Genomic DNA, 18,249 nt, shown 5'->3' with positions numbered 1-18,249 from the left:
GCCATCACATAAGGCAATGAACAGCAAAAAGGGCGCATGGTGCGCCCTTTGCCATTGCTGCTAAGGCAGCATCACGACTGGATATCGCCCATGCACAGGTATTTGGTTTCCACATAGTCGTCAATGCCCTGACGGCCGCCTTCACGCCCGAGCCCGGACTGCTTGACGCCACCGAACGGAACTTCTGCGGTGGAAATCAAACCGGTGTTAATGCCCACCATACCGTACTCCAGCGCTTCGGCCACACGCCAGATGCGGCCGATATCACGGCTGTAAAAATACGAAGCCAGGCCGTAAATGGTATCGTTGGCCTGGCGTATCACGTCGGCCTCATCGGTGAATTTGACCACAGCGGCGACCGGACCGAATGTTTCTTCCTGCGTGAGGATCATGTTCGGTGTGATGTCGGCCAAAACCGTCGGCGCAAAAAACTGGCCTTCAATGACTTGGCCGCCCGCCAGCACGCGCGCGCCTTTCTGAGCGGCGTCTGCAATATGCTCACTGACTTTTTTGACGGCTTTGGCGTCGATCAGCGGACCAACCTGCACACCGGCTTCAAAGCCGTTGCCGACCTTGACCTCTTTGGTTTTCTCCGCCAGCAGTTTGACAAACTTGTCGTAAATGCCGGCCTGGGCATAAAAGCGGTTGGGTGATACACACACCTGCCCGGCGTTGCGGTATTTGGCCGCCAGCGCGCCGGCTACGGCGGACTCCAGATCAGCATCATCAAACACAATGAAAGGCGCGTTGCCGCCCAGTTCCAGCGAAAGCCCTTTGATGGTGGAGGCGCATTGTTTCATCAGGATGCGCCCGACCTCGGTGGAGCCGGTAAAACTCAGGTGGCGCACGGTGGGCGATTCGCACAGCACGGCACCCACTTCAGATGAATGTCGAGTGGGCAGAATATTGATGACACCGGCCGGAATACCCGCGCGTGCAGCCAGTTCCACCGCAGCCAGCGCTGTTAGCGGTGTTTCGCTGGCGGGTTTGATGATGACGGTGCAGCCTGCGGCCAGCGCCGGAGCCACTTTGCGCGTGATCATCGCAAGTGGAAAATTCCACGGCGTGATGGCAGCACACACCCCGACCGGCTGGCGGATAGCGAGCAGCCGCTTGTTGCTGTCGTGGGTGGGAATGGTTTCCCCATAAACGCGGCGGCCTTCTTCGGCAAACCACTGTACAAAAGAGGAACCGTAGCTGATTTCGCCTTTGGCCTCGGCAAAAGGTTTGCCCTGCTCAGCCGTCATGATGCGGGCCAGGTCATCGGTATTTTCAACCAGCAGCGCATACCATTTGTGCAGTAACTGGCCGCGTTCACTGGCGGTGAGCTTGCTCCATTGGGTAAATGCCTTGTCCGCCACTTCAATCACGTGTGCGGTGGTTTTGGCGTCAACCGATGTGACATCCGTCAGCTTGAGCCCGGTTGCCGGGTCCATGACCGGAAAAGTTTCGTTGCCACTAACCCATTTGCCGTCAATAAAAGCCTGGGTTTTGAGTAAAGAGCCGTCTTTCAGCGAAGCAAGCGGCGATACATGGGTGTTCATAATGACTCCTTGATTGAATGCAGTACGCCATATTTTTCAAAACCGGATGGGCTGTCTGGCTGTGCCTGCTGCAAGGTGATCATGCCGTACGCTTGAAGGCAATGGTTTGATGCACAGCAAACCGCCGTGAAAGTCTGTGCGGCAACGGGGGCGCTCCATCCATGGGCGCATGACCGCACGATACACAATGGTTTTGAATATGGTTGACTTCAACCTTGATCGTACGCCGATCGCAGAATCTTGACCACCACGGGCTTAAAAGGCAGTGATTACAGAGCTGTTAATCTGCCGGAAATTTGCTGGGAATCTGCTGGAAATCTGCCGGATGGAATGCATGCTCTGCTGCCGCTGGGTTCGGGTTACAGATCGGCCAGGCTGCCTAAAAAATCCCAGATATCACCGCCTGCCGCCTCACCAATGTCTGCAATGGCTGATCCGTCAAGGTCTGTTGGCAACGTGTCGGCTTCATTGGATGTGTGGTCCGCGCCCAGATCGGTTTCATAACTGTCGCCATCACCGTTGCGGTCAGCGGTTTCCCTTTCGATGATTTTCTGCAACTCATTTTTATCCAGCCAGATACCATGACATTGCTCGCAGTGGTCAATTTCAATATCCTGGTAGTGGGCAACGGCAAGTTGAACGCTATGGCAACGGGGGCAAAACATCGCAGCTCCTGTGTCGTATGTCGTGTGGTGGGTGTGCTTGCACCCGATGTAATTGCTGCCCACGGACCCATGGCCTGGGCTGAAAGTGCCGGGAAATGCAGCACAAAGTTAATTATGAAAAATTGTATGTGCGAAAAGCCTGCTTTAGCCGTTTATTCACCTGTTTTTCTACGGAATTGCGAAATATGGCGTTACAACAGGCGTGCAGATGCGTTTCCCTACTCTGGAATATAATTAAAAGTTCGCGCAAATATCAGGCTACGCAGAATTGAATGCCGGTCAAAACCCGCTTTTGATGCCAGAAAGGTTTGCGCCATAAAAACGATGTGAAAGTTAGCCAAAGGTTTTTCATGAAAGTCGCTGAGATTCGTTCCAAATTCCTGGAGTTTTTTGCCAAACGCGGGCATACCATTGTGCCGACATCATCGCTGGTGCCTGCCAATGACCCGACCCTGATGTTTACCAACTCAGGCATGGTGCAGTTCAAGGATGTGTTCCTGGGCACCGATGTGCGCCCTTACAAGCGGGCGGTTTCGGTGCAGGCGTGCCTGCGTGCCGGCGGCAAACACAATGATCTGGAAAATGTGGGCTATACCGCGCGCCACCATACTTTTTTTGAAATGCTGGGTAACTGGAGTTTTGGCGACTATTTCAAGAAAGAAGCGCTGCAATGGGCCTGGGAACTGCTGACGCAGGAATTCAAACTGCCAGCAGACCGCCTGTGGGCTACCGTCTATGCCGAGGATGACGAAGCCTATGACATCTGGACCAAAGACATTGGCCTGCCGCCTGAGCGTGTGATCCGCATTGGTGACAACAAGGGGTCGCGTTATGCGTCGGACAACTTCTGGATGATGGCCGATACCGGCCCATGCGGCCCGTGTTCAGAAATTTTCTATGACCACGGCCCGGAAGTGGCTGGCGGCCCGCCGGGAAGCCCCGATGAGGATGGTGACCGCTATATCGAAATCTGGAACAACGTGTTCATGCAGTTTGACATGAAGGCTGACGGCTCGCTGACCAAGCTGCCGCACCCGTGCGTGGATACCGGCATGGGGCTGGAGCGCATTGCCGCCATCATGCAGCACGTGCACAGCAATTATGAGATTGACCTGTTCCAGGCCCTGATCAAGGCGGCTGCCCAGGCCACCCATACAACGGATTTGAACAACCCGTCTTTGAAAGTGATTGCCGACCATATCCGTGCAGCCGCGTTTCTGATTGCCGATGGCGTGATTCCCGGCAATGAAGGGCGCGGGCATACGCAGCGCCGCATCATTCGCCGTGCCATTCGCCATGGTTACAAGCTGGGCTGTACAACACCTTTCTTTTATAAACTGGTGCCCGCATTGGTGGAGCAGATGGGTGCGGCCTATCCGAAACTGGTGGAACACAGCAACCGCATTACCGAAGTAATTGCCGCCGAGGAAAACCGTTTTTATGAAACGCTGGTGGACGGCATGGGCATTCTGGAAGCAGAACTGGCCTCAGGCGTGAAAGAGCTTTCGGGCGATGTGGCGTTCAAGCTGCACGATACCTATGGTTTTCCGCTGGACCTGACTGCCGACGTTTGCCGTGAACGCGGTGTGAAAGTGGATGAAGCCGGCTTTAACATTGCGATGAACCATCAGAAAGAGCAGGCCAGGGCGGCCAGCAAATTCAAAATGGACAAGATACTGGAATACAGCGGCGTGCCCACAACATTTGAAGGCTACGAGCGCACCACGGTTCAGGGCGCCAAAGTCACGGCGCTGTATGTGGAAGGCTCACCGGTTGACAAAGTCGTTGCCGGGCAGCACGCCGTGGTGGTACTGGACCACACGCCGTTTTATGCCGAAAGTGGCGGCCAGGTAGGCGACCAGGGCATGTTGCGGGGCGGGCAGGATGCAGTGTTTGCTGTGCTGGATGTGCAGAAAATTCATGCCAATGTGTTTGGGCACCATGGCGTGCTGGAAAAAGGCGCGCTGCATATAGGTGATGCGCTGAATGCGCAGGTGAACGAAATTTTGCGCGGCGCCACCATGCGCAACCACAGTGCCACGCATCTGCTGCACAAGGCATTGCGCGAGGTGCTGGGCAGCCACGTGCAGCAAAAAGGCTCACTGGTTGATTCAGACAAAACACGATTCGACTTTTCGCACGATGTGCCGGTGACGCGTGAACAGATGATCGACATTGAGAACCGCGTCAACATCGAGGTGCTGACCAATCAGGAAACGCATGCCCGCCTGATGGGGATAGAAGAAGCTCAAGAGAGCGGCGCCATGATGCTGTTTGGCGAAAAATACGGCGACGAAGTGCGTGTGCTTGACATTGGTTCCTCACGTGAATTGTGCGGTGGCACGCACGTGGAGCGTACCGGTGATATTGGCCTGTTTAAGATTGTGTCCGAATCCGGTGTGGCCGCAGGTGTGCGCCGTATTGAGGCGGTTACGGGCCTGAACGCATTGCACTATCTGCAAAGCATGGAAGAAACCGTGCAGCAGTCGGCTGCCACCTTGCGTGCGGCCCCTGCCGAGCTGCAGCAGCGTATCGGGCAGACGCTGGATGACATGCGTGCGCTGGAAAAAGAAATTGCGGCACTTAAGAGCAAGCTGGCAGCCAGCCAGGGCGATGAACTGGCCGAGCAGGCCAGTGATGTCAAGGGCGTGAAAGTGCTGGTGACCACGCTGGACGGAGCGGACGCCAAGATATTGCGTGAAACCATGGACAAGCTCAAAGCCCGGCTTGGCAGCGCTGTGGTGCTGCTGGCCAGCACCGAGGGCAGCAAAATTCAACTGGCGGCCGGGGTGACCAAAGACCTTATTGGCAAGGTCAAGGCCGGTGAACTGGTCAACATGGTGGCGCAGCAGGTTGGCGGCAAAGGCGGCGGCAAGCCCGATATGGCCATGGCCGGCGGCACTGAGCCGGCACACCTGGGCTCTGCGCTGCAAAGCGTGACGCCGTGGTTGAGTGAACGGTTATAAACGCCGGTTGAGTCAGTACGTTATAAGATAAGGGGAAGGCGTGAAATCCTTCCCCTTTTCATGAGCGTATGAAGGCAGGCAATGAAGCAGCATGAGACTGTTTTTAGGCAGAATGTAACCACTATCCGTGAAGTGCAAACCGGGCTTTACGAGCTGCACGGAAAGCATGATTTTGAACCTGGCTGGCAGCAGGGAGACCTTTTGTGGGTGGTGGGCTCAGAAGGCAGAAAGTTCATTGCCACTGTGCAAACGGTTCAGGGCCGGTTGGCACAGCTTTATATGTCCCGCGACTATAAAGACGAAATGCAGGGCGATATTGCATTTGAATTGCTATTTTCTTTTCTTGCCTCTGTAGATGGTGCAGACAAGGTGATGGAAGTGACCCGGATATTTCCTGCCTGCCATTATGAAAAGATTGTGGCGTTTTCAGCGAATGCGCATCAGGTGGTGCTGGATATTCATCTGAGCATGTTTGAGCAGATTTTACGCATCAATATGACAGAAATAGGCTCAGGCGGGTTTGAACCGTGGGAGGCGGAAAATGAGTTGCTCCAACTCGATTTTCGCAACCACCCCGATGGCATCCAGGTTCATCTGAGCGCAAATTATGGGCTGCAAGGAACGCTGACATGCAAAAAAGTGCATGCCAGCCTGTTGCCGGTTTCTGCGCTCAAGTGTTAAAAATATTTTATTGATTCCAATAGCTGCGGTCAGCCGGCACCGGGGCAGGTGAGCGAGTTGGTGATGAGTTCCTGTTTATCATTCAGGTCAAACTCCACGCCATAGGTGTAAAACACTTCATTGTCGGGCTCGTTGTGCTGAAACATTAGGCTGCAATGCCAGATGCCGCTTTCGCCGTTTTCAGCCTGCAGGCACTCTTTTCTAATCAGGTTGTTGCCCGGCTCTTCAAACAGGCCAAGCAGTCCATAGAGGTATTCGCCCAATGTGCTTTGCCCTTCAGACATGAATACGCTCTTGCAGGACGGGTGGCCTGTAATAACCAGCGTATCATGTTGCAGCAGGGTGCGCAAAAGCTGCGGTGTGTCCGGCTCATTTGGCGTGTTGCCGTTTGCCTGGGCCATGGCTGTCAGCGGTAGCATTAAACAAAGGCAAATGGAGCAAAACAGTTTTTTCATAGGTGGTACCGTATATAAAAAGACAAAGATCATCAACTGCCACACCCGTGTGCCAGGGTGTAACGGGCGCTACGATCAGGCATGAAATTCATTCTACATGATGTATGAAATGCAGCTTCTGTGATTGCCACCGGGTGTTTGCCATGATGCGTTGAGGGGACGGCATGTGTTCAAAAGCACTTTTTATTGGCAGAATGCCTGTATTTGAATTGCCAGCCTTTGCGGCCAATCGATGTAAACCATGGCATACTGCGGGGTTGAGAGCATGACCAAAAGGATGGGCGAAGAAGATGCGTGACCTTCAAGGCAAACATATTGTTCTGGGTCTTACAGGCGGTGTGGCTGTTTACAAGGCGGCCGAATTATGCCGCCTGCTGCAAGCCAATGGAGCCACCGTACAGGTGGTGATGACCGATGCGGCGTGCCAATTCATCACACCGATGACCATGCAGGCGCTGTCGGGCCGGCCGGTGTATACCTCGCAGTGGGACCTGCGGCAGAATAACGCCATGGCGCATATCAACCTGACACGCCAGGCCGATGCCATTGTGGTAGCGCCGGCTTCGGCCGATTTTATGGCGCAGTTGGTTGCCGGGCGTGCCTCAGAGTTACTGGCTTTGCTGTGCCTGGCCCGTCCTGCGGAACGCTGCCCGCTGTTGCTGGCACCGGCGATGAACCGTGAAATGTGGGTACACCCGGCAACCCAGCGCAATGTGCAGCAGGTGGTGCAGGATGGCGCCATCATCATGGGGCCTGCTTCCGGTGCGCAGGCATGTGGCGAAGTCGGGCAAGGCCGCATGCTGGAAGCACAGGAAATGCTGGATGCCTTGGTGGCCTATTTTCAGCCCAAAGTGCTGTCCGGGCGGCGTGTACTGGTTACGGCCGGGCCGACGTTTGAACCGATTGACCCGGTACGCGGCATTACCAACCATTCCAGCGGCAAAATGGGGTTTGCCATTGCACGCGCGGCCAGCGAAGCCGGGGCCGATGTGACGCTGGTGGCAGGCCCGGTGGTGCTTGACACCCCGGCGGGAGTGCAGCGTATGGATGTGCAGACCGCTCAGCAGATGTTTGACGCGGTGATGGGTTGTGTGCGTGCGCATGATATTTTTATTGCGACTGCGGCGGTGGCCGACTGGCGGCCGGCCAAAACCTCCGATTACAAAATCAAAAAGAATGGCAGCCGTGTTGCGCCTCAGTTTGAGCTGGAAGAAAACCCCGATATTCTGGCAAGCGTTGCAGCATTGCCCGAGCGCCCTTACTGCGTGGGGTTTGCTGCTGAAAGTCATGACCTGCTGCACCACGCCAGGGAGAAACGCCAGCGGAAAAATATTCCGCTGATTGTCGGCAACCTGGGGCCGGCCACTTTCGGGCAGGACGACAATGTGCTGCTGCTGGTGGATGATGACGGGGTGAAAGAACTGATGCGGGCCGATAAACTGACGCTGGCGCGGCAACTGGTGGCTGAAATAGCGCAGCGGGTCAATGCACAGAAAACCGCTTAATACCCGTTTGTCACAGACTGAATTTTAAAAATTGATCAGCGGCCAAAATGGCTGTTGCTGCTACAGAATATAGATTGGAAGTTATGAACATGAATGCATCCCCGGCCCCCATTGAACTCAAACTGCTTGACCCGCGCATGAAAGACTATCTGCCGCGTTATGCCACAACCGGCAGCGCCGGGCTGGATCTGCATGCCTGCATAGATGCGCCTGTTAAACTGGAGCCCGGCGCCACGCAGATGATCGGCACGGGGTTGGCCATTCACATCGGCAACCCCGGGCTGGCCGCAGTGATTCTGCCGCGCTCAGGCCTGGGCTCCAAACACGGCATTGTGCTGGGCAATCTGGTGGGGCTGATCGACAGCGATTACCAGGGGCAGTTGCTGATTGCGGCCTGGAACCGCGGCCAGACTGCCTACACGTTGCAGCCGTTTGAGCGCCTGGCGCAACTGGTGATTGTGCCGGTAGTACAGGCTCAGTTTCAGGTGGTGGATGAGTTCGGGCAGGAGACTGCACGTGGCACCGGCGGGTATGGTTCTACCGGGAAAAGCTGATTTTGAAGATGAGTGCTATGGATTATGATATTTGTATTCAGGTACATCAGTCATTAAATGCTGATGTACTCGAAGCGTTGGACCGGCTGGCCCAAAGTCATGAGTTAAAGTTTGAGGCCAGTGAATATGACGCGAAAGATGAGTTCCTTAACCTCTTTTTTAAAGGCCAGCAGTTTGACAATGTTCGCATGTTCTGGAACGAGCTGCAGGCTCAGGTGGAGGAGGGAAATTCTCCGCTAAGCATCTTAAAGCCGTATTGGATTGTGGTTCTGGTGCTTGACCAAAACTGGGATCGTTACATTCTTTTGGCACATGCAGATGAAAATCAGCAAGGACAGATAGATCCATGTCCGCAGGATGACAACTGGGATGCTTATTGGGCACAGTATGATCAAAGACATGATGCGGATTTTGAAGATAGCGGCACATCGTGATGGATTTCGACCAGGCTGGGGGCGCATGGTCCTATCACGAATAATGTTTGCCAACAGGTGATTTATGCTGCCGTTTGGATCGATTGATTTTGTGGTGTGCCGGGCGGCCAATGAGGCGGAGCTGGTCGGTGCTCTGAGTCGTTTTTTCAGCTATATACTGTCTGCGCCAGCGCAAGGTGTTTTTAACCAACTCAATACCCAACAGGTTATCGTGAACCCCTGGGCCAGACATAAAGTGGTGTCGTTGGACATTGCGAGCTGGTACAAAGAAGATGCCCTCCATGAAACGGATAAACACTTGCTTGATCTGCTTGCGGGCGAGGCCATTTATTTGCTGGAGCAGGATGCCGACCGGGAGCACATAGAACAGGCCACGCAGCGTTTCTGGTTGCGACTCAAGGCGGTAGAGGCTGAAGTAACAGAGCGCCTGCGATCAGCGGAGCTTCAAGGCACAACAAGCACAGGAACAAGTACAAGTATTGGCACAAAGAGCGCTGAGCCTTTGGCCACAGGTACGCTGAGCAGGCTGAAACGCTGGTACCGGCGCCATCGCGATCCGTCCGTGGTATTAAACGATTTTTATGAAAAAACCATCACGGGTCTGGAAAAGCAGCAGGACAAAGTAAAAATCACGTTGCTTGAACTTCAGGATGAGGTGTTGCAAGACCTGCCGGATGAAATACGGGTTGTGGCGAAAGACCTCTCTGGCGATCTGCACGGTGAACTGTATGTGGATATGCACCGCCTGAGCGTCAGGGGGCACTGGCGCTGGCCGATGGAAACCGAAGCTGACCGGGGCGTGAAATACCATGAGGAACTGACTGCCCTGCTTGGGCAATGGGGGTATCCGATTGGCAGCGCTGACATGCCTGGCTCGTACAATGCGGCGGGGCAATGAAATTTTTGACAGAACCGATGGCTGCTATCAAAACGGCTGATAACGCTCGGGGAGCATGAGGGTTTTGGTCGCGCGGTTGCCAGATTCCAAATGAATTTTGCGTATGCAATTTTTCTGATTTGGTACGCGATATATAAACCCTTTAATTTCAGAAAATGGTATGTTTAACCATGCTATTTTGCAAAGGCCGGAAATATCTTGCTATTTAAAGAATCTAAAGAATCAGGGAGGACAAGATAACAGTGGTTACACATACCGATACCCATAATGAGGGAGCAAAGGGGCAGGCCCATCAGGCGTTTGAACAAGGCGCTGTTTTTTACCAGCAGGGTTTGTCAACGGATGATAAAAAGGAACTCAATCAAAAGTTCAACGAAGCGGCCACACTCTTTACTGTGGCAGCAGAGCATGGACATGCTGATGCGCAGTATACGTTGGCCCAGATTTATGCTTCAGATTTTATTTCAGGGTTGGATGAGGATGCCCATGACCAAATAGACCATGAAAAAGCGGTGTATTGGTTAAAACGCCTGATACGGCAATGCGAGCTTCCTACCGACGAATCTGAGAGATTCAAATACGCGCAAGAGGCCCTTGAATTATTAGGAAGAATGACATGGTGGGGAATCGGTTGTGTGCCTGACAAGGCCCAGGCCGTGGCGTATTTTCAGGCCGCAGCCGCCCAGGGTGATGAAGAGGCTAAGCTGGCTTTATTTATTATCTATTTCACCTCTGATTATGGCACGCAGGATGAGCGTTTACAGTCATTGCAATGGCTCACCGAGGAATTGGGCGATGAGGATGACGGCCCTGATGGACATAAAGTTGTTCTGGCTTGCTACTATCTGGGAGATGGAGAAAAAAGGCCTGCAGATTATGCTCAAGCGGCCCGCTGGTTTTCAGGTGCAGTGCAAGAGTATGTGTCATGTTTCTTTGAATTTGAACGAGATAAGCCGTTGCCGGTTTATACGCAGCCTTTACATAAAGACAGCGCTATGCCTGATATTGAGCGCTTAGCCAATGCGGGAGACGTTGATGCCATGTATTTAGCAGGGTGGCGGTGCATGAAAGGAATGGGTGTTTCAAAAGATGTACGCCAGGCCCTTTTATGGTGGGAAAAAGCCGCAGCCTGTGGTTATTTACCGGCCCTGTTTCAGATTGGACGGCATTATGCGCAGGGGCTTGTCGGGGTCACCCAAGATGAGAAAAAAGCGGCAGAGGCTTATTTTGAGGCTTGCAAATCTTTTTCTGTACAAAACGGGTTTGACGCCGAAAAAGTTGAAGAGAATGAGCCGCCATTGGCACAGTGTTTAAGAATGTTAGGCTATTTGTAAGATGTATGTCTACAGATTTGCATGGCCGACTTGTGCGGTGCGGCAGGCCAATGAGACCTTTTTGCAGAGAGTTTATGGGCCCTGTAAAAACTACTGATAAAGCTCAGGTGATTGATAAGTTTACCGCCTGTTTGCATTGCTTGCATGCATATACGCGTTATAGATTGTTCATCAACTGGTCTACGCGCTTGGTGCCTTGCTGATAAGCTGTCAAAAGAATGGTATCGTTACGCCATTCTGGGTAAGCAATGTCCAGATATTGTGCCCATGCTTGACGCTGTTTTGTGTCCAGAGGCGGTGCTTCTTTGCTAAAGAGTTCCAAAATTGCTTCCAAGTCGCTATGCAGCATGTCGATGTAGGCGTCAAATGAAGGTGCAATTTCAAAAAAACCATTTTTATGATCATGCCGAGACCATTTGCTTTCTACCGGGAGCGCTTCCAGAAAAACGGCGATGCGCCCCTGAGCGTTTTCTCTGAGGTCAAGGTATGCATAGTTGCTGCCGTCTGTTGCAAAAGGTAGTACACCCGGAGGTATTTTCCGGTAGGAGTTTTGTTCAGCAATTATTTCTTGAAGAAATCCGTCATTGTGGGTGCAGAACAGTTCTCCCAGGCAGATGGCATCTACCTTGCCTTGCTCCACAGGAATATCCAGCAAATAATCGTGCTGCCCGCCGTTAGCCACCTGCAAATATGTCATGAATGATTTTGGCAGTGAAGCGCCCAGAGCGTTCTCCAATGTGGCAATCTCATTTGCATCAGGCGCAGATTGCGCGTTTTCAATTGCCAAATGTCGGTAACGGGTGTAATGACTCAATGACATCAGAGCAGTGTTCAATAGTGTTGAGTTTACTCTTGTGATAACGGATGGATGAAGGGTTATCCTTCTTCCGGCCAGGTTTTGATATAGGCCTTGAGCAGGCTGTTTTCAAAGTCCTTGGCTTCCAGCACGGCTTTGGCCACGTCATACAGGCTGATCAGCCCGACCAGTTGGTCTTTTTCCATGACGGGCATGTAGCGGGCATAGTTGCCGCTGATGATGACGCGCTCAATCTCGTCCATGCTGGTTTGTGGCGTGCAGGTCAGCGGGGCATCGTCCATGACGGTGCGCACCTGCATGTGTGCCCACTGTTCCGGGTGTTCGGTCAGGGCTTTGATCAGTTCGCGGAAGGTCAGCAGGCCGACAACGGCCCCATGCGATACAACAACCAGCGAGCCGATCTGGTTTTGAGCCATGACGGCAGCAGCGTGTTGCAGCGGGTCATCAGGTGTGACGGTAAACAGTCCCTGGCCTTTGATGCGTAAAATATCGCTGACATTCATGGCGGAAAACCCTGTAAAAAGTGGAAATCATAGCATGATGGCGCATTACACCAGCATCTGAGGTGAAAGATACCTTAATTGCACCGATCATGTATACCGCAATGTTGCCTTGTAGACAGCAATACCATGGCTTAGTGCGCTATCTGTAGCCAAGTTTTGCCAGATCGTTATAATCATGTTTTACCTGCTTTGCGAAAAGCTCAAATAAGCTGTATCGCCTCAACTGCACAATGACTAAATTCGTTTTCGTCACCGGCGGTGTCGTGTCCTCCTTAGGTAAGGGCGTGGCTGCTGCTTCCTTGGCTGCGATCCTTGAATCGCGCGGCCTCAAAGTCACCCTCATTAAAATGGACCCGTATCTGAACGTGGACCCGGGTACGATGTCTCCGTTTCAGCATGGCGAGGTTTTTGTTACCGACGACGGTGCTGAAACCGACCTGGATCTGGGGCATTATGAGCGTTTTATCAGTACGCGCATGCGCAAGGCCAACAACTTTACCAGCGGCCAGATTTACAAGAGCGTGCTGGAAAAAGAGCGCCATGGCGATTACCTGGGCAAAACGGTGCAGGTGATTCCGCATGTGACCAATGAAATCCAGGTCTACATTAAAAAAGGCGCCGGGCTGGATACGCCTGATGCGGTGGATGTGGCGATTGTGGAAATTGGCGGTACGGTGGGTGATATTGAGTCGCAGCCGTTCCTGGAGGCGGTGCGCCAGATGAGCCTGCGCCTGGGGCCTGATCAGACCGCATTTGTGCACCTGACCTATGTGCCGTGGATTCCGTCGGCTGGCGAGCTGAAAACCAAACCGACCCAGCATACGGTGCAAAAGCTGCGTGAAATCGGTATTCAGCCTGATGCGCTGTTGTGCCGGGCCGACCGTTATATTCCCGATGAAGAGCGGGACAAGATTTCGCTGTTCACCAACGTGGTGACCAGTGGCGTGATTTCGGTACCTGACGCCGATACCATCTACAAAGTACCCCGTATTCTGCATGAACAGGGGCTGGATGACCTGATTTGTAAAAAACTGCATCTGAACTGCCAGCCGGCCAACCTGCAACGCTGGGATGCGCTGGTGTATGAGGTGGAGCATCCCAAGGATGAGATCAAGGTGGCGATGGTGGGCAAGTATGTGGACCTGTCGGACTCCTACAAGTCGCTCAATGAGGCGCTGCGCCATGCTGGCATTCATAACCACGCCAAAGTGAACATCAGCTATATCGATTCGGAAACCATCTGCGCTGATAACGTCAACCAGTTGGGCCGTTATGATGCCATTTTGGTGCCGGGCGGGTTTGGCATTCGCGGCGTCGAAGGCAAGATTGCCACGGCACGCTATGCGCGTGAGCATCGCATTCCCTACCTGGGCATTTGTCTGGGTATGCAGGTTGCAACCATTGAGTACGCGCGTAACATGGCCGGTTTGCAAAATGCCAACAGTACCGAATTTAATCCCGATACGCCCGAGCCGGTGATTGCCCTGATTACCGAATGGCGCGACCGTGAAGGCAATCTGCAACAGCGCACTGCCCAGTCGGACATGGGCGGCACCATGCGGCTGGGGGCACAAAGCTCCGACGTGCAGCCCGGTACGCTGGCACACCAGATTTATGGTGATGTGGTGACCGAGCGGCACCGGCACCGTTATGAAGCCAATGTGAACTACCTGGACCAACTGCGTGCGGCCGGGCTGGTGATTTCCGCGCTGACGCAGCAGGAGCACCTGACTGAGATTGTCGAGCTGCCGCAAACGGTGCACCCCTGGTTCATGGGGGTGCAGTTCCACCCGGAATTCAAGTCCACACCGTGGAACGGGCACCCGCTGTTCAATTCTTTTATTCATGCTGCGCTGGAGCACAAGACACAACAGGACAAAAACTAGGGTCTGTTGGCACGTCCTGAATCAGGCTACAATCGCGCCAGGCAGCCTGCGGGCTGCTCTGGTGACGTGATCAGGGGTGTTGTGATTGTGTCATACTGCGTTTTAATTTACAGGAGCAATATCTGATGAGTGCATACATCATTGCCTATGTGGATGTGACCAATCCCCAGCAGTATGAAGAATATAAAAAGCTTTCCACCATCGCCATGAACACTTATCATGCGCAGATTTGTGTGCGCGGCGGGGCGGTGGAGGTGCTGGAAGGCGACTGGAGTCCGGCGCGTATGGTGGTGCTGAAGTTTCCCAACATGCAGGGCGCCAGGCAGTTTTACAATTCACCCGAATACCGTGCGGCGCGTGATGCCCGTGCCGGGGCTGCTGTGATGCGCATGATTGCGGTGGATGGTTTTGATAATGACGACAACGACGACAGCGACCTGATGGATACGTGAGATTGCCGCGTTCAGCAGGCAGACGTAGATTGGCGCTGTCAGAGCTTGTCCCCCCATTTTTATAACTTAGATGCGTTTGAGAGGTTTTTCATGAGTGCTATTGTTGATATCATCGGCCGCGAAATCATGGACAGTCGCGGTAACCCAACCGTGGAATGCGATGTGTTGCTGGAATCGGGCGCCATGGGGCGTGCCGCTGTTCCCAGCGGTGCATCCACCGGCAGCCGTGAAGCCATAGAGCTGCGCGACGGCGATAAAAGCCGTTTTAACGGAAAAGGCGTTCTGAATGCGGTGGAGCATATCAATACCGAAATTTCTGAAGCCATTCTGGGGCTGGATGCATCTGAACAGTCGTTCCTGGACCAGACGCTGATTGAGCTTGATGGTACTGACAATAAAAGCCGCCTGGGTGCCAATGCGATGCTGGCCGTATCGATGGCGGTGGCGCGTGCTGCGGCCGAAGAATCCGGCCTGCCGCTGTACCGTTATTTTGGCGGCATGGGCAGTGTGCAACTGCCGGTGCCGATGATGAACGTGATCAACGGCGGCGCACATGCCAATAACAACCTGGACGTGCAGGAGTTCATGATTTTGCCGGTGGGCGCGCCCACATTCCGCGAAGCCATTCGCTATGGCGCTGAAATTTTCCATACACTCAAATCCATCATCAATGACAAAGGCATGAGCACTGCCGTGGGTGATGAAGGTGGTTTTGCACCCAGCGTCAACGGGCAGGAAGCCGCCATTGAGCTGATTTTGCAGGCAATCGAAAAGGCCGGCTATACCGCCGGAGAGCAGGTCGTGCTGGGGCTGGACTGCGCATCCAGCGAATTTTACAAAGACGGCAAGTATGTGCTGGGCGGAGAAGGCCTGACACTCAATTCCGAAGAGTGGATTGACATGCTGGCCAACTGGTGCAGCAAATACCCGATCATCAGCATTGAAGACGGCATGGCCGAAAACGACTGGGACGGCTGGGAGAAACTGACGCTGCGGCTGGGCGACAAGGTGCAACTGGTGGGTGACGATCTGTTTGTGACCAACACCAAAATCCTCAAGGAAGGTATTGAGCGCGATGTTGCCAACTCCATCCTGATCAAAATCAACCAGATCGGCACCCTGAGCGAAACGTTTGCCGCCATTGAAATGGCCAAACGCGCCAACTATACAGCGGTAATCAGCCACCGTTCGGGTGAAACCGAAGACTCCACCATTGCCGATATTGCCGTGGGCACCAATGCCGGACAGATCAAAACCGGTTCGATGAGCCGCTCTGACCGCATGGCGAAATACAACCAGCTGCTGCGCATTGAGGAAGACCTGGGCGATGTTGCGGTTTACCCGGGACGTTCGGCCTTTTATAATTTGCGGTAAGATAGGAATATTTGCTGTATATTTCAGGCAGTTTAGAGGTTAATTCCCCTTTGATGACATTGTCATGCGTTTTTTAATTGCCGCTGTGCTTACTGCGATGCTCGCGCTGATCCAGTATGAACTCTGGTGGGGCGAGGGCAGCAGCATTGCCCACATGAAAACGCTGCAAACACAACTGACTGATGCGCAAAAAAGCAATGCGCAGTTGCGCCTGCGTAACGCCCAGTTACGTGCCGAAGTGCAGGATCTGGGCGAAGGCAGCGAAATTCTGGAAGAGCAGGCCCGCAGAGAGCTGGGCATGCTCAAACCCAACGAAGTTCTGATTCAGTTGCGCTGACTTTTTTTCTGCTGTTGATTTGATGCCTGTTCAGGCTGCCAGCAGGTATTTCTCTGCCCTGACCAACTCGGTAATCTGCTGCTCGGCTTTTTCTATGGCCTGGGCCCGGTGCTGCTCTGACAGGCCGATGCCTTCGGCTCTGATTACAGTCACGTTTTTAAGCCCCATCAGCCCAAGTATCGATACCAGAAAAGGCTCCTGAAAATCGTGTTCGCGTAGCGCTTCGGTGCTGTAAAGATTACCACGTGATGAAATGATGAACACAGGCTTGTCATCAACCAGCCCCACGGGGCCGTGAGGCCCGTATTTGAAAGTCCGCCTGGCCTGGCACACCTGGTCAATCCAGGCTTTCAGGTGGCTGGGTATGCTGTGGTTGTACATTGGCGCACCGATCACCAGCATATCGCAGGTCATTAACTCCTGGATAGCCCAGTCGATTTCAGCAATTTCTGCTGTGACCGATTCGGGCAGGTTGCTATCCTGCCCGCTGCGCATGGCCTGCATGGCCGCAGCCGATAAATGGTTCGGCGGGTTAAGCCCGACATCCCGATGGATCACCTGTACATCAGCATACTTTTGCCGTAAAGCGGCGATGAATTTGGCGCCCAGCATGCGTGAGGTGGAAGTTGATGCGAAGGGGCTGGAGTCAATGTGCAGAATGTTCATGGCAGTATTCCTTTCCGTTGTTCAATAGCTGCAAAGGCTGTATCAATGAATAAAGTGTAATTGTTTTATTTTTGAAATAAAATACAGAAAAATGTAATTTTATGTTCTAAAAATAGAACGATTGAGCAGGTGACTGACGATGAAGCAACACGACATTTGCGATGAACTCGGTGATATGGCCTGTTTTGCGGCGGTGGCACAGTACCAGGGGTACACCCAGGCGGCGCGTATGCTGGGGCTGTCCAAATCATTCATGAGCCGTCGTGTCGCACGGCTGGAGGAGCACCTGGGGGTGCAACTGATCAAGCGCACATCGCGCCACTTTTCGCTGACAGAGACCGGGCAGCAATATGCACAGCAATGCAACCGCATGCTGGAGCAGGCCGAGATGGCCAGGCAAGTGATCAGCAATGTGCAAAATAAGCCCCAGGGGTGGCTGAAGGTCAGCGCCCCGGTGATGATGACACAATTGCTGCTGGCGCCGATGCTGCCAGGATTTTTGCAACGTTACCCTGATGTGCATCTGGAGCTGCTGGCTGCAAGCCATGAAGTGAATATTTTGCAGGAGGGCATTGATCTGGCGATTTGTGCCAGGGCGCTGCCTTTGGCTGATTCCGGTTTGCGCATGAGAACACTGGGGCAGCAGCAGGATATTGTGGTGGCAAGCCCTGCCTGGATCGAAAAGCACAAAAGCCAACTGACCGGCCTAGACAGTTTGAGCCATTTGCCGACGCTGGTGCAGGCGGCTGCCGGGGCACAGGCCGAGGGCAGCGTGACATGGGCGTTGCAGCACAAAGCGGTGCTTCAGCGTCAAGCTGGCCGCAAAGGCAAGGCCGGCCAAAACCATCCATTACCGGCAGCGCCAGAGCGGCACCGCATCAGGCTCGCGCCTTATCTGGTTTCCAACAACCTGACGGTCTTGATTCAGGCCGTGCTTGCCGGGGCCGGTGTTGCATTGCTGCCGCAGGCTTTCTGCCAGCCCGAATTTGAGAAGGGCACGCTGCAGCAGTTATTTCCTGAATGGTCTTCGCCTGAAACCATTTATGCGGTATTTGCCTCGCGGCTGGACACATCGCTGGCGTTAAAGGTTTTTCTTGAATATCTGGTGGAACGCCTGGACGCCAGGCCGCATGGCTTATTTGAAAAATTTTATTTTGCACCCTGAGGTGCATGGCATG

The 18,249-nt window shown here is 53.6% G+C and carries 18 protein-coding genes; 12 read left to right on the top strand and 6 right to left on the bottom strand.

All coding sequences use genetic code 11. From position 1 onward, the window contains the following. Nucleotides 1-71: 71 nt before the first annotated feature. Nucleotides 72-1,544 carry an NAD-dependent succinate-semialdehyde dehydrogenase gene (locus CUZ56_RS13425; RefSeq protein WP_126980924.1) on the bottom strand — a complete coding sequence of 491 codons (1,473 nt, stop codon included), beginning with the start codon at nucleotides 1,542-1,544 and terminating at the stop codon, nucleotides 72-74. Nucleotides 1,545-1,903: 359 nt separating this feature from the next. After that, on the bottom strand, nucleotides 1,904-2,209 hold the full coding sequence (locus CUZ56_RS13420; RefSeq protein WP_126980923.1) for a TFIIB-type zinc ribbon-containing protein: 306 nt from the start codon (nucleotides 2,207-2,209) through the stop codon (nucleotides 1,904-1,906). A 350-nt stretch (nucleotides 2,210-2,559) separates the two neighbouring features. Here CUZ56_RS13420 and alaS point away from each other — a divergent pair, with 350 nt between their 5' ends. Beyond that, a complete protein-coding gene (gene alaS / locus CUZ56_RS13415; RefSeq protein ID WP_126980922.1) occupies nucleotides 2,560-5,175 on the top strand; it encodes an alanine--tRNA ligase in 2,616 nt (871 codons plus the stop codon). A gap of 81 nt (nucleotides 5,176-5,256) precedes the next feature. Beyond that, nucleotides 5,257-5,856 (top strand): hypothetical protein, encoded by a 600-nt coding sequence (locus tag CUZ56_RS13410; protein ID WP_126980921.1) that lies wholly within the window; start codon nucleotides 5,257-5,259, stop codon nucleotides 5,854-5,856. A gap of 29 nt (nucleotides 5,857-5,885) precedes the next feature. Here the strand turns inward: CUZ56_RS13410 and CUZ56_RS13405 are convergent, their stop codons facing one another. Beyond that, nucleotides 5,886-6,311, bottom strand: coding sequence for a hypothetical protein (locus CUZ56_RS13405; protein ID WP_126980920.1), 426 nt, complete (start codon nucleotides 6,309-6,311; stop codon nucleotides 5,886-5,888). Between the two features lie 290 nt (nucleotides 6,312-6,601). On the opposite strand from CUZ56_RS13405, the gene coaBC reads away from it, so the two are divergent. From coaBC to CUZ56_RS13380, 5 genes are all read left to right on the top strand, one after another. After that, on the top strand, nucleotides 6,602-7,816 hold the full coding sequence (gene coaBC, locus CUZ56_RS13400) for a bifunctional phosphopantothenoylcysteine decarboxylase/phosphopantothenate--cysteine ligase CoaBC (RefSeq protein WP_126980919.1): 1,215 nt from the start codon (nucleotides 6,602-6,604) through the stop codon (nucleotides 7,814-7,816). An 89-nt stretch (nucleotides 7,817-7,905) separates the two neighbouring features. After that, nucleotides 7,906-8,370 (top strand): dUTP diphosphatase, encoded by a 465-nt coding sequence (gene dut, locus CUZ56_RS13395; RefSeq protein ID WP_126980918.1) that lies wholly within the window; start codon nucleotides 7,906-7,908, stop codon nucleotides 8,368-8,370. Nucleotides 8,371-8,378: 8 nt separating this feature from the next. Next, the gene (locus CUZ56_RS13390; protein ID WP_126980917.1) at nucleotides 8,379-8,804 is read left to right on the top strand and encodes a hypothetical protein; all 426 of its coding nucleotides are present in this window, start codon (nucleotides 8,379-8,381) and stop codon (nucleotides 8,802-8,804) included. A 64-nt stretch (nucleotides 8,805-8,868) separates the two neighbouring features. After that, nucleotides 8,869-9,702: a hypothetical protein gene (locus CUZ56_RS13385; protein WP_126980916.1), complete on the top strand. Its 834-nt coding sequence runs from the start codon at nucleotides 8,869-8,871 to the stop codon at nucleotides 9,700-9,702. A gap of 434 nt (nucleotides 9,703-10,136) precedes the next feature. Then, nucleotides 10,137-11,036 carry a tetratricopeptide repeat protein gene (locus tag CUZ56_RS13380; RefSeq protein ID WP_126980915.1) on the top strand — a complete coding sequence of 300 codons (900 nt, stop codon included), beginning with the start codon at nucleotides 10,137-10,139 and terminating at the stop codon, nucleotides 11,034-11,036. A gap of 157 nt (nucleotides 11,037-11,193) precedes the next feature. Here the strand turns inward: CUZ56_RS13380 and CUZ56_RS13375 are convergent, their stop codons facing one another. Both CUZ56_RS13375 and CUZ56_RS13370 read right to left on the bottom strand, forming a co-directional pair. Then, on the bottom strand, nucleotides 11,194-11,871 hold the full coding sequence (locus CUZ56_RS13375) for an SMI1/KNR4 family protein (protein WP_126980914.1): 678 nt from the start codon (nucleotides 11,869-11,871) through the stop codon (nucleotides 11,194-11,196). Between the two features lie 41 nt (nucleotides 11,872-11,912). Further along, complete coding sequence (locus tag CUZ56_RS13370) at nucleotides 11,913-12,356, bottom strand: CBS domain-containing protein (protein WP_126980913.1); 444 nt, start codon at nucleotides 12,354-12,356, stop codon at nucleotides 11,913-11,915. Nucleotides 12,357-12,586: 230 nt separating this feature from the next. Between CUZ56_RS13370 and CUZ56_RS13365 the strand changes: the two genes are divergently transcribed. From CUZ56_RS13365 to CUZ56_RS13350, 4 genes are all read left to right on the top strand, one after another. Then, on the top strand, nucleotides 12,587-14,242 hold the full coding sequence (locus CUZ56_RS13365; RefSeq protein ID WP_126980912.1) for a CTP synthase: 1,656 nt from the start codon (nucleotides 12,587-12,589) through the stop codon (nucleotides 14,240-14,242). 122 nt (nucleotides 14,243-14,364) lie between these two features. Continuing rightward, complete coding sequence (locus CUZ56_RS13360; RefSeq protein WP_126980911.1) at nucleotides 14,365-14,694, top strand: DUF1330 domain-containing protein; 330 nt, start codon at nucleotides 14,365-14,367, stop codon at nucleotides 14,692-14,694. Between the two features lie 90 nt (nucleotides 14,695-14,784). Continuing rightward, nucleotides 14,785-16,068, top strand: coding sequence for a phosphopyruvate hydratase (gene eno / locus CUZ56_RS13355; protein WP_126980910.1), 1,284 nt, complete (start codon nucleotides 14,785-14,787; stop codon nucleotides 16,066-16,068). 64 nt (nucleotides 16,069-16,132) lie between these two features. Next, entirely contained in the window at nucleotides 16,133-16,405 is a 273-nt protein-coding gene (locus tag CUZ56_RS13350; RefSeq protein WP_126980909.1) for a septum formation initiator family protein, read from the top strand. Between the two features lie 30 nt (nucleotides 16,406-16,435). Here CUZ56_RS13350 and CUZ56_RS13345 read toward each other — a convergent pair whose 3' ends face one another. Continuing rightward, nucleotides 16,436-17,071 (bottom strand): FMN-dependent NADH-azoreductase, encoded by a 636-nt coding sequence (locus tag CUZ56_RS13345; RefSeq protein WP_126980908.1) that lies wholly within the window; start codon nucleotides 17,069-17,071, stop codon nucleotides 16,436-16,438. A gap of 139 nt (nucleotides 17,072-17,210) precedes the next feature. On the opposite strand from CUZ56_RS13345, the gene CUZ56_RS13340 reads away from it, so the two are divergent. After that, nucleotides 17,211-18,236 (top strand): LysR substrate-binding domain-containing protein, encoded by a 1,026-nt coding sequence (locus CUZ56_RS13340; protein WP_126980907.1) that lies wholly within the window; start codon nucleotides 17,211-17,213, stop codon nucleotides 18,234-18,236. Nucleotides 18,237-18,249 lie beyond the last annotated feature (13 nt).

The sequence above is a fragment of the Saezia sanguinis genome (assembly GCF_003991585.1).
Lineage (GTDB): Bacteria > Pseudomonadota > Gammaproteobacteria > Burkholderiales > Burkholderiaceae_C > Saezia > Saezia sanguinis.
The sequence above is the reverse complement of the archived record's forward strand: the minus strand, read 5'-3'. Positions and strand labels throughout refer to the sequence as shown.